The organism is Thermanaerothrix sp., assembly GCF_056331585.1.
Window position 1 is genome coordinate 25,607 of sequence record NZ_JBWGPQ010000008.1, and the last position, 21,184, is coordinate 46,790.

18 protein-coding genes and 1 tRNA gene are annotated in these 21,184 nt (G+C 53.3%); 6 read left to right on the top strand and 13 right to left on the bottom strand.

From position 1 onward, the window contains the following. Positions 1-8 precede the first annotated feature (8 nt). Complete coding sequence (locus AC01YT_RS04705) at positions 9-860, top strand: alpha/beta fold hydrolase (protein WP_476673153.1); 852 nt, start codon at positions 9-11, stop codon at positions 858-860. Between the two features lie 5 nt (positions 861-865). Here the strand turns inward: AC01YT_RS04705 and cyaB are convergent, their stop codons facing one another. From cyaB to AC01YT_RS04720, 3 genes are read right to left on the bottom strand one after another with little or no spacing between them, the layout of a single operon-like run. Further along, entirely contained in the window at positions 866-1,492 is a 627-nt protein-coding gene (gene cyaB / locus AC01YT_RS04710) for a class IV adenylate cyclase (protein ID WP_476673155.1), read from the bottom strand. Then, positions 1,473-1,901, bottom strand: a complete 429-nt coding sequence (locus tag AC01YT_RS04715; protein ID WP_476673157.1) for a hypothetical protein — start codon at positions 1,899-1,901, stop codon at positions 1,473-1,475. The genes cyaB and AC01YT_RS04715 overlap by 20 nt, the downstream gene beginning before the upstream one ends. Next, positions 1,898-4,201 carry a glycosyltransferase family 39 protein gene (locus AC01YT_RS04720; RefSeq protein WP_476673159.1) on the bottom strand — a complete coding sequence of 768 codons (2,304 nt, stop codon included), beginning with the start codon at positions 4,199-4,201 and terminating at the stop codon, positions 1,898-1,900. The genes AC01YT_RS04715 and AC01YT_RS04720 overlap by 4 nt, the downstream gene beginning before the upstream one ends. A 298-nt stretch (positions 4,202-4,499) precedes the next feature. Here AC01YT_RS04720 and AC01YT_RS04725 point away from each other — a divergent pair, with 298 nt between their 5' ends. Further along, a complete protein-coding gene (locus AC01YT_RS04725) occupies positions 4,500-4,799 on the top strand; it encodes a hypothetical protein (RefSeq protein ID WP_476673161.1) in 300 nt (99 codons plus the stop codon). Here AC01YT_RS04725 and AC01YT_RS04730 read toward each other — a convergent pair. The 3 genes from AC01YT_RS04730 to AC01YT_RS04740 all read right to left on the bottom strand — a co-directional run bounded on the left by AC01YT_RS04730 (position 4,793) and on the right by AC01YT_RS04740 (position 7,487). Next, the gene (locus tag AC01YT_RS04730) at positions 4,793-5,362 is read right to left on the bottom strand and encodes a PadR family transcriptional regulator (RefSeq protein ID WP_476673163.1); all 570 of its coding nucleotides are present in this window, start codon (positions 5,360-5,362) and stop codon (positions 4,793-4,795) included. The genes AC01YT_RS04725 and AC01YT_RS04730 overlap by 7 nt on opposite strands. Before the next feature lie 156 nt (positions 5,363-5,518). After that, on the bottom strand, positions 5,519-7,165 hold the full coding sequence (locus tag AC01YT_RS04735) for an FAD-binding protein (RefSeq protein WP_476673165.1): 1,647 nt from the start codon (positions 7,163-7,165) through the stop codon (positions 5,519-5,521). Between the two features lie 250 nt (positions 7,166-7,415). After that, positions 7,416-7,487: transfer RNA gene (locus AC01YT_RS04740), tRNA-Met, on the bottom strand. Positions 7,488-7,564: 77 nt separating this feature from the next. On the opposite strand from AC01YT_RS04740, the gene AC01YT_RS04745 reads away from it, so the two are divergent. Next, positions 7,565-8,326 (top strand): DUF72 domain-containing protein, encoded by a 762-nt coding sequence (locus tag AC01YT_RS04745; RefSeq protein WP_476673167.1) that lies wholly within the window; start codon positions 7,565-7,567, stop codon positions 8,324-8,326. Positions 8,327-8,451: 125 nt separating this feature from the next. Here AC01YT_RS04745 and AC01YT_RS04750 read toward each other — a convergent pair whose 3' ends face one another. Then, positions 8,452-8,850, bottom strand: coding sequence for a hypothetical protein (locus tag AC01YT_RS04750; protein ID WP_476673169.1), 399 nt, complete (start codon positions 8,848-8,850; stop codon positions 8,452-8,454). Positions 8,851-9,022: 172 nt separating this feature from the next. Next, positions 9,023-11,821, bottom strand: coding sequence for a helicase C-terminal domain-containing protein (locus AC01YT_RS04755; RefSeq protein ID WP_476673171.1), 2,799 nt, complete (start codon positions 11,819-11,821; stop codon positions 9,023-9,025). Between the two features lie 164 nt (positions 11,822-11,985). On the opposite strand from AC01YT_RS04755, the gene AC01YT_RS04760 reads away from it, so the two are divergent. After that, the gene (locus tag AC01YT_RS04760) at positions 11,986-13,923 is read left to right on the top strand and encodes a glycosyltransferase (protein ID WP_476673173.1); all 1,938 of its coding nucleotides are present in this window, start codon (positions 11,986-11,988) and stop codon (positions 13,921-13,923) included. A gap of 65 nt (positions 13,924-13,988) precedes the next feature. Beyond that, complete coding sequence (locus tag AC01YT_RS04765) at positions 13,989-14,906, top strand: 1,4-dihydroxy-2-naphthoate polyprenyltransferase (RefSeq protein WP_424912208.1); 918 nt, start codon at positions 13,989-13,991, stop codon at positions 14,904-14,906. Between the two features lie 15 nt (positions 14,907-14,921). Here the strand turns inward: AC01YT_RS04765 and AC01YT_RS04770 are convergent, their stop codons facing one another. The 5 genes from AC01YT_RS04770 to AC01YT_RS04790 all read right to left on the bottom strand — a co-directional run bounded on the left by AC01YT_RS04770 (position 14,922) and on the right by AC01YT_RS04790 (position 20,351). Further along, positions 14,922-15,665 carry an ABC transporter permease gene (locus tag AC01YT_RS04770; RefSeq protein WP_424912207.1) on the bottom strand — a complete coding sequence of 248 codons (744 nt, stop codon included), beginning with the start codon at positions 15,663-15,665 and terminating at the stop codon, positions 14,922-14,924. Next, positions 15,662-16,423: an ABC transporter ATP-binding protein gene (locus tag AC01YT_RS04775; RefSeq protein ID WP_476673176.1), complete on the bottom strand. Its 762-nt coding sequence runs from the start codon at positions 16,421-16,423 to the stop codon at positions 15,662-15,664. Before AC01YT_RS04775 ends, AC01YT_RS04770 begins: the two co-directional genes overlap by 4 nt. Positions 16,424-16,427: 4 nt before the next feature. Further along, positions 16,428-17,372 carry an ABC transporter substrate-binding protein gene (locus AC01YT_RS04780; RefSeq protein WP_424912205.1) on the bottom strand — a complete coding sequence of 315 codons (945 nt, stop codon included), beginning with the start codon at positions 17,370-17,372 and terminating at the stop codon, positions 16,428-16,430. Between the two features lie 131 nt (positions 17,373-17,503). Next, entirely contained in the window at positions 17,504-19,903 is a 2,400-nt protein-coding gene (locus AC01YT_RS04785) for a heavy metal translocating P-type ATPase (RefSeq protein WP_476673178.1), read from the bottom strand. After that, on the bottom strand, positions 19,878-20,351 hold the full coding sequence (locus tag AC01YT_RS04790; RefSeq protein ID WP_476673180.1) for a Fur family transcriptional regulator: 474 nt from the start codon (positions 20,349-20,351) through the stop codon (positions 19,878-19,880). The genes AC01YT_RS04785 and AC01YT_RS04790 overlap by 26 nt, the downstream gene beginning before the upstream one ends. 158 nt (positions 20,352-20,509) lie before the next feature. Between AC01YT_RS04790 and AC01YT_RS04795 the strand changes: the two genes are divergently transcribed. Beyond that, positions 20,510-21,175: a hypothetical protein gene (locus tag AC01YT_RS04795; protein ID WP_424913205.1), complete on the top strand. Its 666-nt coding sequence runs from the start codon at positions 20,510-20,512 to the stop codon at positions 21,173-21,175. Positions 21,176-21,184 lie beyond the last annotated feature (9 nt).

Below are 21,184 nucleotides of genomic sequence, written 5' to 3' on the forward strand. Positions count from 1 at the left end.
ATACGACAATGGTCCTAAAAGACTTGTTTCTCGAGGTCCAGGGATTAACCGCGCACCTGTTTTGCATGGGCGAAGACGAACAAGCCATTCTGCTCTTACATGGCGGCGGGGTGGACTCAGCGCGCCTCTCTTGGGAATCCATCATCCTTGCATTGGCTGAAACCCACCGAGTTTATGCACCTGATTTACCTGGTTATGGCGACAGTGCCCATCCGGATATCCCTTACACCATGGCTTTTTATATTGACTTTGTTACGGCTCTCCTGAACACCCTCAATTTATCACGAGTCACTGTGGCTGGAGTATCAATGGGTGGGGGAATTGCGATTGGGCTGACCCTCACCCACCCCGAGCGCGTTCAACGCCTGATACCAGTGGACAGTTATGGGTTACAGCGTTTTGCCCCGGCGCATCGCTGGTCGTACTGGCTGATCCAACTGGATTGGCTTAACCGCCTGACCTGGTGGATTATCACACGCTACCCCGCGCTGGTTAAAGCCTCACTCCGGCAAGTCTTTTATGACCCGCGAAAAATTGACTCCAACTTGATGAGCGCTGTGTGGGAAGAGGTGCGCAAACTCCATGCCGGGCGTGCCTTTCGCGCCTTCCAGCGCCATGAGGTGCTTAAGAATGGTTTACGCACCGTCTATTTAGATCGCTTGAATAAGATTAAAGTCCCCACGTTATTTATTCACGGGGAAAACGACCGCTTGGTGCCGCTCGAATGCGCTTATGAAGCTCACCGACGTTTGCCCGGTTCACAACTGACCATCTTGCCCCAATGCGGACATTGGCCACAGCGTGAAAACCCCTCAGCTTTTATCCAGGCATTGATGGCCTTCCTTAGCACCACATCATAGGGTCATTATTCCTCATCAGCAAAGCACACTCCTAAATCTTCGGGCATTACTTTTACCTCGCTAAATGCCTCAAACGTCAGGTGGGGGGATTCAATGCGAAGAGCACGCTTTACCGTTTCAAATAACGCCAGGTAACTCTGGCGAATACGGGTATCCCAGTTCAAACCCAAACGCCGCGCCGTCGTTTCAATCGTTGCGGCATCTGGCCCTTCGATCTCACAGAATATCCCATAGGGCATTTCGTCAATAACCACTTCTGCCGCGCCTAAGCGATAAGTGGTACGCCATTTTTCATAAATAACACTTACTTCCAGCCCCAATGCCTCTAGCAGATGGCGCGCCACGTCAAAGTCATCCACTTCCACCTCAATCTCACGCCTTGTGCTCACCGGCAGGTCGGGTTGGGCAGGACCTTTATAGGTGAGCATAACCTTGACATCGCGACGCAAGCGCAGCACGCGGTGCTCGCGCGTCAGGCGGCGGTCGGGATAATCAAAACGCAGGTTGAGTTCATAACGGCGGGGTCGGACTTCCTCCGCCCCTAATACCAACAACTGCTGATGCAACCGCTGCGGGGATCGGATATAAAACTTAACTTCAATCTCCTCTTCATTACTCGTCTCTGATACCATAGTCATCCTTTCTTTCGGCATGGGTTAACAGGAAAACACCCATCAACATGATAAGGTTAACCGCCAAGGCAAAAGGCCAGTTCCACAGCCCGGTGGGAGAAGACGAAACCCAAAGTCGATCCGCCCAGTTCCACGCAATCCAGGCCACCAAAGTCGCCTCGCACAAACGTAGCCCCCAACCTCGGCGTTTCCATAACCCCACGATGCCTACCACTCCGGCTAGCGCCCAGATTAAACCCGTCACAGCAAGATAGGTCGGGCCAGGCCATAACTGAATCCCCATTAGCCACGACCATAATGCGATGGCCTGGACCAAGCGCATTGCCTGAGTCAGGGTAAACCAGGCCATTCCCCCGAGCAACGCCCAATGGTGCCAACTGCGTCGCGCGCGTTGGCCCGATCCATTCACCGCCACTGCACCTCCCACAAATGCACATGCGCTGGCTCACCATCGCGCACGTTTAAAACCTCAATCTCCATCCGGAGCACCTCTTGCGGCGCCGGTAGGCTCAGGGTCACCTCACGCGGGAGTGGCGTTTCTCCCACTTCTTGGCTCACGATTATCGCCTCGGCCGTACTCGGCGTCCACAACTGCACGGTCACCCGAGTGGGCACACCGCCAACCCGAAACGTAAACGTATGAATTAACTTTGGGTCAGAGAACGTTAACTGAATACGCAGCGGGTTCGCCTCATAGGTGCGGATCATTGTCGTGGGATCACCGTCAAAGGCATGCTGAATTTCTCCCATATCGAGGTAAGAGTACGCCACCTGGGCTTGACCGCCATCAAGCAAGGTAATTTGTCCTTCAACCAAAAGGCGACGCCGTTGGCGCTCCGCTTCAAGGATGGCCTCAATATTGTCCACGTAGCGCAGGCGGACAAAGTAAAACCCTGGCTGACCATCGGGATATGCCAAAATTTGCTCAATTTGGAGCCCCGTAAACTTAGGACTATTACGGGCACGCTCATATTCCTCCGGGGTCATCACGAATACCAGGGTTTCTAGTTCAGGACGATACTCATTCACAAAACCATCAATGTTTCCCAATTCAAACGGCAGAGGATCGCCGGCAAAGAAGCGCGCCAGGGCGTCAGTGCCGTTGGCCCAGGTCGGTGAAACCAGAATTTTAGTCCCCGGGTGAGCCTGAAGGTAGTCTTGTACAGCGGCAAAAATTTGCTGTGCACCGTACTGCATGCCGTTTAGCCCATAATTACGGTACCACAGGGGCGCATTGTGCAATGAATCATGGAGCATCTCCAGCCCATATAGGCTCAACCCGGCAAAGGTAATGCCGGCGAGCACATTTAGGGTAACTGAGGGTATTAGCCAACTCGCCAGGCTTTGCCCTATGCGCCGGATCACCCATTCCAGCCCTAATGCTGTAAGCAGTGCCGCCGGAATCACCATAAACAGCGCCCGTGTCACCCCCAACTCTACCATGGCCGCTCCACTCGGTGCTGCCAATACAGCCACCAATAAGGTACGATAGGCCGGTTGTCGCAGGTGACGTATTACCAAAATAATACCAATGAGTGTGAAGAGCAACCCGGGGCGCCACAAATGCCCATAATTTTTCATGACATGACGGATCAAATCCGGCGGATCAGGACGAAACCAGTAGAGCAGATTGAGCCCCTGCAGATATTCCTGCCCCCACAGGCGCAATTTCTCCTCTAACGGCAGAGGCTGCAGCCAGTACGAGCGCAAGATTTCAAGATGACGCAGCGTTTCGCCGGGATAAGTGAGTTGAAAACGAACATAAGGCAGAAGCAGAAGCACCCCTAACCCCAGTGCCTGTCCCACCTCGCGGCGGTGCCGCCAGTGATGGCGAACATCGAGTACCGCCAGCAGAACGACACTCACCGCCACCACGACCTGGGCCGGGCTGTAACTGTAAAAGGTTAGCGCAGCCATAAGGGCGGCAGAGCGCAAATAACGCGGCTGCTCCAAGCGATAGCGCAAGTAATAGTAAAGAAAGCCAGCGTAAAAACTGGTTGCCAAAGCCGTTTCAAACGCCGTGCGCGAATGCAAAAACCAGGCCGGTGTGACGGTCAAAATTAACGTTGCCAACCAGGGGAAACGACTTCCAAAGGCTCGGCGCATTATTAGCGCTACCCACAGCGCCGCCAAACAGGTAATCAAGGCAGACGTTGCCCGCGTGACGATCACCGAGCGGCCAAAGAGCAGATAAGGCAACACCTGGAGATACACCGACAGGCTCAAGTTGTACTGACCGCCGTTCTCGAAGTAGGTAGGGAGAAACTCGCCGTCATAATTGCGTAAGCCATCGCGTAGGAAATCGGCAGCTAAAAGTGTTTGCACGGCTTCATCGCTGAAGAAATAGCTCGGGAAACGGTCTAAACCTACCAGACGCGTGAATGCATAAAAGGCTATGACCAGCACGGTCAAAACGCTCACCCACGGCAGGGCTTGCACACGCGACCAAAGATGCTGCCAGAACCTCGCACCCGACGAGGGTACTGCCTCAGTCACCCAAGATGGCAAAGGGAGTGGTTCAGCATTCTGCGGTGGGTTACTCAGTGCCAGGGTATGGGTTTCCAGGGGTTCACCCTCAGGGGTTAGGGTGGTAACATTCAGGTGATAATGTTCGCCCGGCTGCAAGATCAGGCGCAAATTTACCTGGCGCAAAGCCGAGCGCCGCAGCGGTGAGGAGGAGGACTCGGTAGGGGTTTTCGACTCAGCCATGGCTCAGGAGAGATTATAGCACGAGGAAAAAGAGGGTAAATTGGGCCCGACACTCAACTCACACCACAACAGTGAGGCAACCCACAGGCGTTCAAGACGTTATGTAACTATAGCCACTCTTGCCAAAACTCACTTCGTGGAACCATTTATTTGCGTGCCAACGAAGCACTCAAAGTCTACGCCAGCCCCGCGGTTACAGAAGAGGACTTTCGAAAACAATATGAGCAAGCCGCTCAAGTGACCCATTCGCGCCGAGAAAGCCCAACTGGAAGAGACCTATCAACGCAAGATAGATGCCTTGAAGGAGCGCATTGAGCGCCAAAAGGCTGAGGTTAAGCGAAAGGAAGACGAGTTTTCGCAACGGCGGATCGAAGAACTGGGCGCTGGGGGTGAGTTGCTCATGAGTCTGTTCGGAGGCCGAAAGCGCAGCGTTTCCAGCTTACTAACCAAAAGGCAACTGACAGCTCAAGCCAAAGCCGCATGGGAGCAGGAGAAAAAAGATCTGGAAGCCCTAGAAAAGCAATTAGCAGCCTTGGAGCAAGATTACCAGAAAACCCCTTTCAACCCTCCAGGAACGATGGACCAAGATCATCACTGAGGAAACTCAGGTGCCGCATTGCAGTTTTCTAAGTTTTCTTGCCAGCGCCTCAACCACTCGATCCGCAAATGATCCGTATCACGGAGTAATTGAGCCATCCGTGCTAGTACCTCACAGCTTCGGGCATCCAGTTTTCCCGAGTCAATGCAGTTGGAGAGTTGATTCACATCACGGATCTTTTCTTCCAGGCGTTGCATCTCGCGTTCAATGTGAACCAGAATCGTTGACTTGCTCATGAGGGTGGCAAACTGCATTTTGAGCAAAAAAGATCGAAAATACATATCCGGTTCTATCGGGGCTTCGAGCCAGGTTTGTAAGGCCTGCTCACCCAAGGGTGTGATACGATACACCTTTTTATCTGGACGATTGGGGATCGGCATAGCCGCATAGGTCACCCAACCTCGCTGATACAGACGCTTGAGCACCGGATAAATGTAAGCCAGGGATACCGAGATAAAGTAGCGATTTGAATCGCGGATAATCCGGTTTAATTCATAGCCGGTTACCTCTTTGTACAACTTGATCAGTCCAAGCAGGATATAGTCAATTTCCATGCTGCTCATTTCTTCCTACGGACATTTCTCCCTTACGGAGATTGTATCACCACCGACATATCTTAACCGATACACCCAAGACTTGCCCTCGGGATTAAGCAAGCGGGGGTTAGCGCAGATCACCCAACCCTCGCTCTTACGTTAGCTACCACGCGTTCTTCTCGCTTAACCCAGAGTCGTCGCGTGGCGACCAGCAATCATCCCAAAGACCATCGCTGGGCCAAGGGTGGCACCAGGGCCAGGATAAGTACGCCCCATCACCGAAGCCGTCGTATTGCCGGCAGCATATAATCCCTCGATAGGCTGACCATCCTCACGTAAGACCCGCGCCCATTCATCGGTCAACAAACCACCCTTAGTCCCCAGGTCTCCGGGCCACACTCGTACCGCATAGAATGGCGGCCGCTCTACTGGCCCAAGGTTGGGGTTGGGCTTGACCGTTGGATCGCTGTAAACACGGTCGTAGGCGCTATCTCCACGGTGAAAATCCAGGTCTTTGCCGGTCTTGGTAAAGCGATTGAAGCGCTCTGCCGTTTTTACGAGGTTTTCCGCATCGATTCCACAAGCCCGTGCCAACTCGGGTAGCGAATTCGCCTTAACCATCATGCCCGATTCGAACCATTCTTTGGGTGTGATCCCCGGCAGCATCATCCCAAAGGGATAATACTTTCGATGCCGCGAATCCATAATTAAAAACGCAGGGATCGCTGGCACCTGTTTATGGCGTTCGTACTGCCAATGCCCACAATCCACATATGAGGCGGACTCATTCATAAACCGTTGACCGGAACTGTCCACAATAAACCCAAACGGTGCTGAGCGTTCCCAAAGCATGAACTGTGCTTTGCCCTTGTGATCAATAAACACCGGCCCCCACCAGGCTTCATCCATCAAGGCCGTAGCGGCGCCGATAGCCATCCCGGCTTGGATAGCTACCCCCAGATCACCGGGACTGGCTACTGTCCAATTTGTGGTAATCGGGTGAGGATGATAGACCTGCCGCATCTCATTATTATGGGCAAAACCACCCGCGGCTAGAATCACCGCTCTGGCATAAACAGCAATGCGCTTACCCTTTTTTTCCACTACCACGCCCTTGACCTTTCCAGATTCGTAGATCAACTCCACCATGGGGCTATTAGTCCAAATGGGGATGGCGCGCTGCAACGCGAGGTACAGGAGTTGACCAATCAAGGCACCACCGAGGCCGGTCAACGACTTGCCGATCAGCCGGCTGCCAATGCTGCGAATCCCGATCACGTAGGCGGTATGGAGAAAAGCCGAAAAAAGGCGAAACGAGAGTGAGATTTTAGAGGCATCTAAGGTATGCAGTGCCAGGGGAAGGGCACCGTTGATCTTGTTTCTGTAAGCACCCAACTTGTTGAGGTCAAAGAAATCAGGTTCGATGCACCGTCCTTTGACACTCCCCCCAGGCTGTTCAGGATAATAATCAGCATAGCCCGGGGTATAGAAAAAGCGAAATCCTAAGCGCAAGAGCCATTCCACCATCCGCGGACCTTCGCGCAAATAGGTCTCGCGGCGCTCGGGTGAACTGGCCGGACCGACATCGCCGATCACGGTATCCATATACAAGCGGGCTTGCTCATAGGAATCGGGCACCCCAGCCTTAAGCATGAGGGGATTATTGGGAATCCACATTCCCCCGCCCGACATCCCTGAGGACCCACCGATGGCGTCCATGCTTTCAACAATGATAGGCTCAAGGCCGGCTTCCTTTGCCGCCAGCGCTGCCGTCATACCCGCAGCACCCGATCCAACGACCACCACCGTTTTTGAAACATCACCGTTCATAGGCTCCCCTTTATGTAAATGAAAGATTGGATATCCATCCTTGCCCTCACAGCAGCGGGCATGCCGCCGGAACGCATTTACTGATCGCCCTTCACACGATCAATCTGAATACCATAACTGTTATATATTACTGCTTATATATTAGAATTAGAACACAAATCCGTCAAGAATCTCGACACTATTTTCAGGTTAGGGTTTCCTGCCAGTTAAAAGCAAAATCCGCCTCTGAAGGCGGATTTCATTTTACAGGTAGCGGGGGGTGGATTCGAACCACCGACCTCCGGGTTATGAGCCCGACGAGCTGCCACTGCTCTACCCCGCAGCGCGATCATTATTATAATGAGAATAAACCAAGTCGTCAAGCATTCCGCATCCACGTTCGGTGGCTTGTTCTTGCTGATGATTGAGTCTGGACTTTCTCGCTCTCATTTTTATATCGGCACGTCAGGTTGGATTTACCCTCATTGGCAGGGTCGCTTTTATCCTTCAAATCTACCAGCCAGTCAACGTTTTGCCTATTATGCACAACATTTCAATACTGTGGAGATCAACGCTACGTTTTACCGCACGTTCAAAGATCAAACCTACCTGAAATGGGCAACTCAGGCGCCACCGGGTTTTCGTTACGTGCTCAAAGCCCCTAAGACCATTACCCATCGGAAATACCTGGTAGAGGTTGAAGAGGATATCCACACTTTCTGGGCATCGGCTAACTTACTCGGTGAGAAGCTAGGGCTGATCTTATTGCAACTAGCGCCTAGCACTCCCTACGATCTCTCGCGCCTGCGCAATGCCCTCCTGGCGTTCGAGGATCCCTCGCGGGTGGCCGTGGAATTCCGTCACCCGCGTTGGCTCACCGAGGATACCAGATCATTGCTCACCGAACTCGGTGTCACCTTTTGCGAAGCCGATTCACCCAAGAGTCACCCCTTAGGTTGGGTTACGGCTACGTCAGCCTATTTTCGACTGCATGGCCGCAGTCATTGGTATTATCATAACTACACGCATGATGAACTTAACGAAATCGCCTATTGGATACAACAGGCTGTGGATCAAGGAGCAGACACGGTGTACGTCTTCTTCAATAACGATTTTGAAGCCTTTGCCCCATTCAATGCCCTCACCCTTCAAAAAATCCTAAATGGTGAAGAAACGTCATGATCATTCAACCAGGGTTGTAGAGATATCATCGTGTATTCCCCATCCTTTGAGATGGGGTTCAACTGGTCAGTTTTTATTACCAGGGTTTTTATTCCGAACCGAAAATGGTTTGCGATATTTGTCGTTTAGAGCACAAACTGCCGCAAGCCTATTCCCTCGTCGGCCAGCGCCCGCAGATCCTCGTTCAATGTATCCATGAATGACCCAAAGACACCCTTATCATAAAAGTTAGGAAAACTGGCCTCGACCACCAGATCAAAATCTTTATCTAAATACCCTCGACAGACCCGCGCCAACCGATTATACGCATTCACCGCCTGATAAACCTCATTGCGATGCGATAGCCCCTTATCATTGACCTTAAAAAACGTGGTAAACAGGACACCAAAGGCGTAATCCTTCACGATCAGATTAAAATGGCGCGGATGGCGGGCAAATAAAACGCGATCCTCACCCCACGAGGTCTCATAACCCAAGAAATCAAGGTGGGCGGCAATCTGATCCATTAGCGTAGTGGCAAACATAAACTCTCCTTTTTCAGTTAATCTCTATCCGGATTTTCAGCCTTCATTCCCCTGTGATTTATAATAACACAGAACTTTGGGCACAAGCCGCAGATTCCTTTCAAAATTCATCCCTTTATCGGGATAAGCCTTAAAGAGCCCCCTATCCCCCGCCCCACTCAAAACCTGACACCTACAAATTCAACCACCGTGCCGCAGCAGCGGGTAATTCCTGCATCGAAGCCACACGCATTGTGCACTGAGGCAGGGATTCTAAAAAGGCCTTTCCGTAACTCTTAGAGAGGACACGCCGATCCAAAATAACCACAACGCCGCGGTCGGTCTGAGTACGAATCAGGCGACCAAACCCCTGCCGAAAGCGCAAAATCGCCTCGGGCAAGTGATACTCATTGAAGGGATCCTCAAATGTCTCAGCCCGGGCCGCAACTATCGGATCGGATGGTACATCAAAAGGCAAACGCACAATGACCAGCACTGAAAGCGCTTCACCGGGGATATCCACGCCCTCCCAAAACGCGCGCGTTCCTAGCAGAACTGCGCGTTCGCTCTCACGGAATGATTCTAAAAGCAAATTTGATGACACCCCCTCTCCCTGCTCATAGACCTGAATACCCGCTTCCAGTAGACGAGTGGTAATCGCTTCAGAGGTACGGCGCAATTGAGCATACGACGTGAAGAGCACCAGCATGCGCCCACCGGTTGCCTTCGCCAATTGCACCAACACCTGCTCAACTTTGCGCTGATAATCTCCGCCCCCATTGGGTTCGGGAATATCGTTGACGATGTACAATAAGGTTGAGTTCTGGTAATCAAAGGGCGAATCTAACGCCAGTTCATCGGCGGTAAAAGCATTCAAACGATTGCGCAGATAATCAAAATTTCCCTGGGTCGTCAGGGTGGCCGAGGTGAGCACAATACTGCGCTTTTCATTCCACAGGTATTTTTCCATCAGCGCCCCGATATGCACCGGTGCGACCTGCAACGCAATGCGGTTAGCCCCACCGCTAGTTTCAACCCAGTAAACAAAATCCGGATTGGGTTGGCTTACCAGCGCGGTAATTTGGTGATCAGCTTCACTTAGGCGGCGCAATACCCCATTGAGAGACCCCAGTACATCATCTAATTCCTCAGGCGCCAGCCCCAATACATCGCCCAAGGCTTGTACGAACTGCTCGCCGCGCGCTACAAGCGCCACCAAGCGTTCGTGCACTGCCTGCCAAGCCAGTTCCACCGCCTCCCAGGTTGGTTGATGGCGATTGCCGGGCAATAATCGCACCTGTTGCCCATACATACCCAACGGCTGCCCTTCCCGTTCATAGTCAAGAAAGATGTCTAGCGCAGTAAAAAATTGCCCCAAATCTTGCTCAACTTGAAACGCCAAATCAGTAAGGTGTTGAACTTCTCGATTCACCGCGGCGAAATCCGAGGGTCGCAGGACGTTACGCAGCTGGGTGAGCACATGCCCCAAGATCCCGCTCGAGGTTCCCCCTAACTCCCGCAACATGCGCGCCAAATCTTCGCGAGTGACGCGATAACTGAGGGCATTGGTGGTCGCCTCCTCCAGGTGATGGGCTTCATCTACAATCAGCCCCTCATACTCGGGGATAACACGATTGCCGGCCACAACATCCGCCAGCAAGAGGGCATGGTTGACCACCACTAAATGTGAGCTAAGTGCAGCTTGCCGGGAGCGGTAAAACGGACAGGCCCCACCAGTGCGTTTGAGGCAAGTCTCGGCCTTACATTCCTCATCCTCAGCCGAAAGGCGTTGCCACACTTCACGCTCTGCAGCTCCGTGGAGTGTGATTTCACTGCGGTCTCCGCTCCCCCCTTCCCACAACCAGACTAAGACTTTGCCCAAAACGCGCAACTCATCCACGCTTTGTGGTCCCCGCTGACGCAGCGCCTCCAAACGGCGCGGACACAGGTAGTTAACGCGCCCTTTCATCACTGTGGCACGCAGATCCAATCCTAAGGCCTTCACCAGATCTGGGATGTCCTTTTTGATTAATTGTTCCTGCAAGGTGATGGTATTGGTAGAGATCACCACGCGGCGCCCGTTTTGCCACGCCCATAACGCCGCCGGGATCAAGTAGGCGAATGACTTTCCCGTACCGGTGCCGGCCTCCACCAACAGATGATACCCTTCCGAAAGCGCCTGTGCCACAGCTCGTAGCATGGCAACCTGTTCAGAACGGTGCTCAAACCCGGGCATAAGGCGTGAAAAGACGCCTCCTGGTTCTAATAAAGCCGCCGCTTCCTCAACATCTAACGGGACGGGCGACTCACGAGGTTCCAAAGGACGCGCCAACCACTCCGCATTAAGCGGTTGAAACCATCCACGCCCATCACGAGGTATCACATTCGCTCGGATACCCTCACGCGCACGCTGCTGAAGCACCTCGCTGAAGAACCAGTATCCTTTCCAGTCCAGCGTTTCGCTTAAGCGCACCAATTCCTGCACAATGTCATCAGGAAGAGAGAGTGCCTTTTCATACAAACGATGATAGACCGCATGGGTCAGGCGCGCGTCGTCCAGCGCTCGGTGTGAATTGGGCAGAGGAATGCCGAGCAACTGTCCTAATGATCCCAGGTTATACCGGCTCGCAGAGGGCATGAGAATCGCTGCCAGTTCATAGGTATCCACCGCTTCGACCAGCGTCAAGGCTCCCTGCCGCCGTAAGAATCCTAGATCAAACCCAATATTATGCCCCACAACGATGGCATCTCCCACAAACCGTTCCAGGCGCGGCAAAACCGCATGCAACGGCGGCGCATCACGCACCATCACGTCATTAATCCCGGTCAGTTGGGTGATCGCCGGGGGGATCGGCCGCCCGGGATTGACCAGAGTGCTCCAGGTCTCCTCCACCCGCGGGCCGTTAAACCGCACGACGCCAATCTCAATAATGGCGTCGCGCGCCGGATCGGTGCCGGTCGTTTCCAGATCTAAAGCAACAAGCGAGGCCATCGCTTGGGATTATACCATCCCCCTAATATGATGATCTCTTAAGCCACGGGTAGATTTTTCAAACATAAATTTTACATCCATTTTATGCCTATCTAACAGTGTTTTTATTTAAAGAACGGGAACGTCATTTCATACTAAAAAGCAGATAAGGGATAGAAGCACATATGGAGCTAAAACGTATCTCCTCTCCATCCTTATGGCGTCTTTTGCGTCGGGTTGACTGGCACTTCTGGATTCCCCTTTTCGTGGGCGCCTACATGATTTTCTACCTTGCCTGGCGTGCCATCGAAACCATCAATCCCGAGGTGCCTTTCCTTTCCTGGTTACTGTGGGGAGCCGAGGCGTTTAGCGTGGTCAATTACCTTCTCTTTTCCTGGATGACCCGCCACATCGATCCCCCCGTTCCTTACCGCCCACCGCGTCCGGGGTTAAAAGTGGATGTTTTTATCCCTACTTACAACGAAGACGTGGAGATTCTAGAGGCAACCCTCACCGGCTGCCGTCTGATGACTTATCCTCACCGCACCTACCTGCTCGATGATGGACGGCGCGAGGAAGTGCGTCAACTGGCAGAGCGATTTGGCGTAGGCTATATCACCCGTCCCGACAACCGCCATGCCAAAGCCGGCAATCTTAACCACGCTCTCAAGCACACCGATGGAGATTTCATCGTCGTGCTGGATGCCGACATGGTACCGCAGCCAGACTTCTTAGAACGCACGCTGGGCTATTTCGAGGATGAACGGCTGGCTTTTGTCCAACTGCCGCAGGAATTTTATAACCTCGACTCGGTACAACACGACCAGAGCAAACCCACCTGGCACGAGCAATCACTCTTCTTCCACGTCATCCAGCCAGGTAAAAATTACACCAACAGCGCCTTTTGGTGTGGCAGTCCCTCGGTCATCCGTCGCAAGGCGTTGGAAGAGGTGGGTGGTGTCGCCACCGAAACAATCACCGAAGATATCCATACCTCAGTGCGCCTACACAGCCGCGGCTGGAAATCCCTGTTTGTTAACGAGTCCCTGGCTTTTGGCATTGCCCCACAGACCATCACCGCTTACTTGCTCCAACGCTTACGCTGGGCGCAAGGCACGATGCAACTTTACCGCAGCAAAGAGAGCCCGCTTTGGATACCCGGGTTAACTCTAAAACAACGGCTCTCCTATTTGGCCAGTTTTTTGGCGTACATTGAATCGGTGCAGAAATTCATCTTCCTGATGATGCCGGTCGTGATCTTGCTCTTTAACGTGCTTCCGATGCGGGTTGAACTGCCGCGCTTTCTGCTCTTCTGGACGCCCTATTTCATCCTGAATATCGTCGCCAATCAGTTAGGAGGACGAGGCTATTTCCGTTACTTCAAGAGTGAAATCTACGCCTTTTTACGCATGGTCGTTTTTATTCAGTCCCTTCTGGTCCTGCTGGTCAACAAACCGCTCAAATTCCAGGTCACACCCAAGTCGGTAGACCGCTCGGTGTATGAAAAAGAACGCAGTGCCCTGCGCTTGCACTTTGCCTTGCTGGGCGCCATGATCGGGGCGCTTTTGTTCGGCAGTTTTCGCCTCCTGTTTTCAGGAATCACCGGCCTGAGTCGCGAAGCCTTCTGGATTGTGGTGTTCTGGGGGGCCTACAACGCCGCCGTGGTTTATCTGGGGGTGCGAGAAGTGCTCAGCCGCCGGCACGAACGCCGCCATTATCGCTTCTCGGTAAATCTCCAGGGGTGCTTGGAGCATGATGGCCATAAGTATCCTGCGAAAATCTACAATCTTTCCCTGAGCGGAGTGGGCTTTTGGGTCCAAGCGCCTTTTGCTGCCAAAACAACCCTGTCGGGCGGCCGCTTGACCTTTAGCACCCCATACCATCCCTGTATTGATGTCATCTTAAAATCGGTGATGTTGCGCCGTGCCGATGAACAAGGATGGCTAGAGGGCGGCGGCGCATTTGATACCTTGGAACCCAAAGTGCGCGATTCTCTTTTGGAATACCTCTTTGTTTATCGTCCGGGCGAACTTTTGCGAAAAGAGTTCAGCGAAGCCCAATCCGTCCGCACGCCCTCATTCCAGTTGCAAGGTTTCCCTGCTCCACCTCAAGAGGCCCATTGAGTTTATCAAAGGATTAAAAAGGTTTCAACCATCTCGATGTTCAAGGTATAATACAGCCCGTCTCGATGGAAGGGAACCCTTCACCCACAAGCGCTTCCTGGCACGCTTGGGTCCTGGCCAGCCGTCCAAGGACGCTCCCTGCCGCGGCGTCGCCGGTCATTACCGCCACCGCACTGGCATGGGCGGAAGGACACTTTCATTGGGGAGCAGCGTTGGCCGCGCTGGCAGGTGCTTTATTGCTACAAATTGGCGCTAACTTGGCGAATGATTACTTCGACTACCAAAAAGGCGCAGATACCGCGGAGCGCCTGGGGCCGTTGCGCGTCACCCAAGCCGGGTTACTAAAGCCACGCCATGTCTTGGCCGGCACCATGGTCGTGTTTGGCCTGGCGAGTCTGATAGGTATTTACCTGATCGCGCTGGCCGGTTGGCCAGTACTATTAATCGGTTTAACGTCCATTCTGGCCGCTCTGGCCTATACCGGTGGGCCGCGCCCTTATGGTTACAGCGGATGGGGAGAGGTGGCCGTCTTCGTCTTCTTTGGCTTGGCCGCAGTTATAGGCACTTACTACGTTCAAGCGCGGCAGGTGAGCGCTGGGGCCGTAGCGGTGTCTATTCCCATCGGGCTTTTGATTGTCAACATCCTCGTCGTTAACAATCTCCGTGATATCCCCACCGACCGCGCCAGCGGTAAACATACCTTAGCCGTTCGCTTCGGTGAAGCCTGGACGCGGCGGGAATATCTTGTTTTATTGATCCTCGCATACCTGGTTACCATCGCTTTAAGTATAACCGGGGTCCTACCTCTGGGTGCACTGCTTGCTCTGGCTTCACTGCCGCTAGCCGTTCGGATCACCCGTGGGGTCTGGTCAAACCGGGGACGGGCGCTCAATCATTCTCTGGCCGGGAGTGCACAGCTGGTAATGGTGTTTAGCCTGCTGTTTTCACTTGGAATTGTGCTCGAAAAAATCCTGTTTTCCTAGCGTTCGTGAAGCAGATCAAGCGGCCGTCTGCCAGTGGCACCAGCGTTTCTCCATCCCATCCACCAAAAAATACAACCCTAACCCCAACACGCTCATGGCCACCACACCCGCATACATAGCGGGGTAGTTCAAAAGCGCGCTGCCGTTGAGGTAGATGTAATATCCCAGACCCTTCTGCGTCGCAAAGAGCTCGGCAACATAAAGCACAGCCACCGCTGTTCCAATGGATTGACGTAACGCCGTTAGGATAGCAGGCAAACTGGCCGGAAGATAGACAAAGCGAAACAGCGCTAGACGGCCTGCCCCCAGGCTGCGCACGCTCAGGATGAGTTCCGGGCGTAAACCTGCCGCCTGATCGCGCACCAGCACCAAAATCTGGAAAAATAAAATTAAAAAGATCACCACGATTTTGGAAAGATCCCCAATACCGAGGAAAAGCAATACCACCGGAACAAAGACCACTTTTGGAATGGGGTAGAGAAGGTAAATAACCGGCGCAAAAAAAGCATTAAGGCGCCGCGACTGCCCCAAAATCAAGCCCACTGGCGCCGCGGTAAAAATGGCCAGCAGTGTACTGGCTACCACCCGCCATAGGCTGGCTAAAAAATGCCCGCCCAGCGAACCGTTCCAAATTTCTTCCCATAACGCCACTCCGACCTCTGTCGGGGGTGGCAAAACGGGTTGACGAACTAACATCGCCGCCCCTTGCCAAAGCGCCACCAACGCTAACCCGGCCAGAAGTAGATGACGCCGGCTCATACTTCCTCCAACAAGGCACGCAATTGACGGCAGAGGTCATGATACGCCAATGAATCCCGGTAGCCGGACCGAAGCATCCCGGGATTTTCAATCACTCGGGCTAAGCGGTTAGGCATCCTCCCCAAAAGCAAGATTTTCTGCCCCATCAGCGCCGCCTCTTCGATGGAATGGGTGACCAGAACCAAGGTTAAGCCCCGTTCTTGCCACAGATCCAGTACCAAGCGCTGTAGATTTTCGCGCGTTGGTGCATCCAATGAGGCAAAGGGTTCATCCATCAGCAAGACATCCGGATTCAAGACCAGGGTGCGAGCAATTGCCGTGCGCTGGCGTTGACCACCAGAAATCTGGCCAGGATAGTGCTCGGCGACCGAAAGCAATCCCAACCGTTCCAGCCAGGGTTCCACATCCAACGTTGGGCGGTAATCGCGGGGGGCGTGAACACCATCGGCGCCATAGAAATTACGAATGCGTAAACCCAACCGCACGTTTTCGCGCACCGTTGCCCAAGGTAGTAATCCATAATCTTGGATGATTAACCCGGTCTGCGGACGTGGGCGGATGAGTACTTTGTCATCAATGCGAACCACACCCCGCTGGGGGCGCAGCAGACCGGCTAGCAAGGAAAGCAAGGTGCTCTTGCCACAGCCCGATGGTCCCAGGATTACCCAGGATTCATTGCGCCCGGCGCGCCAGGTAAAATCCTCAAAGATAGGCGCACTGGGAGTATAGCCAAACGTGATGGATTCGACCTCGATCATCCTCTCAGGGCAGCAATTTTGGATTGACGCAATCGCTATAGGTCAGGTCTTTATCCAGATAGCCCTTCGCCTTCGCCCATACCAGCGCATCGATAAATTGCGCTTCGGTTGGCACCCCCTTCAAGGGGTAGGTGGGCACGCGAAAACCCTCGGCCAAGGGTGCGGGCACCATCTTTTGTTCGACCATCAGCCCACTGTATTTCTGGGGATCGGCATTGATGTGTTGGGTCGCTTCTTCAATGGCGGCCAAAAACCCTCTTACCGCTTGCGGATGCTGATCAATGAGCGCCTTGCGTACAGAAATCACACTGAAGGAATACTCCGGGGCAAGCCTATCATCAAAGAGCGGAACTGCACCCTGCTGCTCCGCCAAGGTAGCAAACGGTTCCGGCAACATGGCAGCTTTCAGTTCCCCACTGGCCAGAAGCGCCATGCGGTCGGGAATTTTCGGCACCGAAATCGTCTGAATCTCGTCTGGCTGGAAGCCTTGAACTTCTAACAGGCGCTGGGTCAGATATTCAATGACTGTCGCTTGCGATACCCCGATCGGAACGCCCTTCAGATCCGCTGCCTTTTGAATATTAGCCCCCTTAGCCGCCAAAACACGGAAAAGAGCTTGCTCTGCTGTTGCCGTACGGGCAAAGCGTACCGCCTGTACCTGTGGGGTTTCCTTATTGAAGAACATCACCGACGTTAACTCATTGATCATTGCATCTGCCTGCCCGGCAGCCACCAATTGATCCCGCTCAGGCCCCGAACTGACCGGAAGAATCTCAACTTTGACGTTGTATTTCTCAAACAAACCCTCTTGTTGAGCGACCACAATGGGCAGTCCATCCAAAATGGGAAGAAGAGCAACCCGAATGGTCACCGCCTCGGCCGGTTTTGCCGGCGCGCATGCACTTAGGAAGAATAAGACTAACAGGAAAAAACCCATCAACTTTTTCATGCTTGATCTCTCCACAGAAGATTCCGCGCCTAAGTATAACCCAAATGTCGGCCATGACCGTCGGTCAGGCTAAAAACAGTCGCCTGCCCGATAGACCGGAACAGGCGACCAGAAGAATTAGCCAGCCAGACCTAGGAAGAAAACTGGCGCAACATCCGCGAGATAGGTTTTCGCTGGAATAGCCATGTATCCGTTCCACGATAAGCCAAGAGGCGCAACCCATTTAGGACCACAATCACCGTGCTCCCTTCGTGGCCCAGAACCCCTAATGGCAATGGCAGGGTAGCACCAAATGTGCTTACCACCAACACGACGATCATGGCTAACGCAAATGAGAGATTTTGCCACACCACCTGTTGCGCGCGCCGCGCCAATCCCAACGCATAGGGGATCTTGCGCAAATCATCTGACATCAGGATTACATCAGCCGTCTCAATTGCTACGTCAGTACCTGCGCCCCCCATCGCAATCCCCAAATCGGCGGCTGCCAATGAGGGCGCATCATTGACACCATCCCCTACCATCGCCACCGAGCCATGAGTCTCACGTAATTCTCGCAAGACACGCACCTTATCCTGCGGCAAGAGATTGGCATAATACGCATCCACACCAGTGCGCGCCGCGATTCGCGCGGCAACGCGCTCATTATCTCCGGTCAGCATGACCACACGCTCAATGCCAACTCGCTTAAGCGCCTGGACGATCAAGGCTGCCTCGGGACGAAGGGCATCGGCTACGGTCAAAAGCCCGACAAAACGGCCCACCCCAGCCTCGGGCCCGGAAAGGTTACTGGTGTAAGCCAACATCACTGTCTGCCCCTCAGCCTCGAGTTGCTGAATCCGGGCTTGGAGTGCCGTAGGGATGGGAAGATTACGTTCGGCAAAAAAGCGGACATTGCCCACCAGCCAATGGCGTTCTTCAACCTGGGCTTCGACACCACGCCCCGGAAAAGCACGGAAGTTCAGTGCCGTGGGCAAGGACAAACCGCGTTCCTGAGCCGCGCGCACAATGGCAGCCCCAAGGGGATGCTCTGAACGGGCTTCTACAGCGGCCACCTGTTGTAAGAGGGTATTTTCATCCAGGTTCTCCAAAGGATAAACACCTGTTAACTGAGGCACCCCATGGGTCAGTGTACCGGTTTTATCAAAGGCCACCACTTTGAGTCTGGCCGCTCGCTCCAAATGCACACCCCCTTTGAAAAGCACCCCGTTGCGCGCGCCGTTCGCAATGGCCGAAAGGATACTGGCAGGGGTCGAGATCACCAAGGCACAAGGCGAAGCAACCACCAACCAGGTCATGGCCCGGTAGAACGTAGGATAAAAGGGTTGCCCCAGGACAAAATAAGGGATCACAATTAACAGAACCGCAGCTCCAAGCACGAAAAAGGCATAATACTGCTCAAAAGTATCCAGCACCCGTTGAGTCTTAGCCTTATTGGCCTGCGCCTCTTCGACCATCTGGACAATGCGCGCCAAGGTGGTATCGTGTGCCAAGCGTGTTACCCGCACTTCCAGACTACCGTTGCCGTTGACAGTGCCGGCAAAAACCGAATCTCCTACCTGCTTGCTCACTGGCATGGATTCACCAGTGATGGTCGCCTGATTAACTTCTGACGCACCGCTGATGACCTCGCCGTCAATCGGGAAGCGCTCACCGGGACGCACCACGATGATATCCCCGGGTACCAATTTTTCCACCGGTAGCGTGACTAAACGTGAACCCCGCCTCACGGTGGCTACTTGGGGACGCAAGTCCAACAATTTCTCAATGGCCTTGCGGCTGCGATCCATGGCATAGGCCTGAAGGGTATTAGAAAGCGAGAACAGGAAGAGAAGCGCAGCCCCCTCCGCGGGTGAACCGATAAATGCCGCCCCCAACGCCGCCAGGATCATGAGCAAATCCACATTGAGGGTTTTTTCCCGCAGAGCTTCCAAACTCGCCAACAGCCCAAACCAGCCCCCGGTGAGATATGCCAGAGCAAATAACCCATTGACAATTGGTGCAGGTGCATCCCAACGTTGGAGCAACAACGCCGTTAAGGTAAAAAATGCCGTGAGAATTGTAAATATGACCTGTATATGCCGCTCATCCAGGCGAGAGGGGGTGATCTCCCGCCCGGGTAAATGGGCCGAAAGTTCCTCTACCTCCGCCGCAGGCCGAACCGCCTCAGCCCATGTCACCTCTAGGATACCGTTGCGAAATACCACCCGTTCTGGATCTAACCCCAGCCCTTGACCCAACTGCAAAGCACATAACGCACATGCCGCTTCGCTGTTTTCGCGGCGGGCAGCACATTGATAAGCACGCCCCGCCGCTAACCGGCCAGCTTCATTGACCAGGCTGAGGGCACGTTCGGGCGAGATCACCTCGGGGTCATAAATCAGACGCAAGCGCCCCTGATTGTAGTCATAATGGACGGCTTTAACTCCGGCATATCCTCTCAAAGTATCGGCAAAAACATCGGTGCAACGCAAGCCCGAAGGGGGTACATTGGAAAAACGTTGTTCAGGCGTTGTCTCGGCGGTGATCATAATCGGTTTCCCTCCGTGTGATGGATGTCTTTTGCTGACATTCAGGGCAAAGCCCGTAGTACAACACGCGCGCTCCCAGCAACCGATAGCCCGAAGCGGCGCTGATCTCTTCGTCTAAAAACTGCACATATTGGCTTGGGAAATCCACAATCTTGTGGCAGGAGACACACGCCAGGTTAATGTGCGGATCGGTGTCGGCGTCATAATGCGCCATGCCATCCCCAGCATTTCCTAAGACATTGACTGCACCTAGCCGCACCAAGACTTCTAGGGTGTTATAGACTGTTGCCAGGCTCAAGGAGGGAAAGCGTGGCTTAAGGGTCTCATAGATCATGGTCGCGGTCGGATGGTCATGGCTGGTCGCCAGAAGTTCACAAATTGCCTGGCGCTGCGGGGTAATTCGCAGGCCTGCTTTACGTAGGGAATCGAGAAGAAATGTTGTCTCCATTTTATTTTGTATTCACTCCTAAATTATAATCATTATAATTTTATAATTATTATAAACATCAGCCGCAAATTGTCAATCCCCCAACCTTCAATCTCTTCAAAAATATTGTCAAACACGCTAAAATAAGTCAGATTTTGCTACCAAAGGAGGTGCCCATCATGCGCAAGCGCAATGCTTTTTGGGTTCTTTTTCTGGGATTGGTTATCCTTACAATGCCTGCACTGGCCTGCGGATTCCAAGGTCAAACTTTGCCTACGGCTACGCCGCAGGTTGAGATCCTGTTCCAAGATGATTTCTCCGACCCGGATAGCGGATGGGATCGTCGCCAAGATAGCGATGGTGTGACCGATTACACTGGGGATGGTGCTTACCGCATTCGCGTGGATACCCCTAACCTGGAAGTATGGGCGAATCCCAATCTGAATTTCAAAGATGTGCGAATTGAAGTGGATGCTACCAAGGTTGCCGGTCCGGATGACAACGACTTTGGGGTCCTTTGCCGATATGTGGATATTCAGAACTTCTACTTCTTCCTTATAAGTAGCGATGGTTATTTTGGCATCGGTAAGAAAGTTAACGGTGAAACACAGATCATCGGGGCTGAAAACTTAGAATCCCACACTGCTATTCGGCAGGGAACAACCACCAACCATATTCGAGCCGATTGCGTGGGCAATACCCTAAGCCTACACGCTAACGGCACCTTGCTGCGCACCGTTAATGATGAGACATTACAAGAAGGTGATGTCGGCCTGATAGCAAGCACGTATGCCGAGCCGGGGGTTGAGATCCTCTTTGATAACTTCATAGTATATCAACCTTAATTTGGCCTG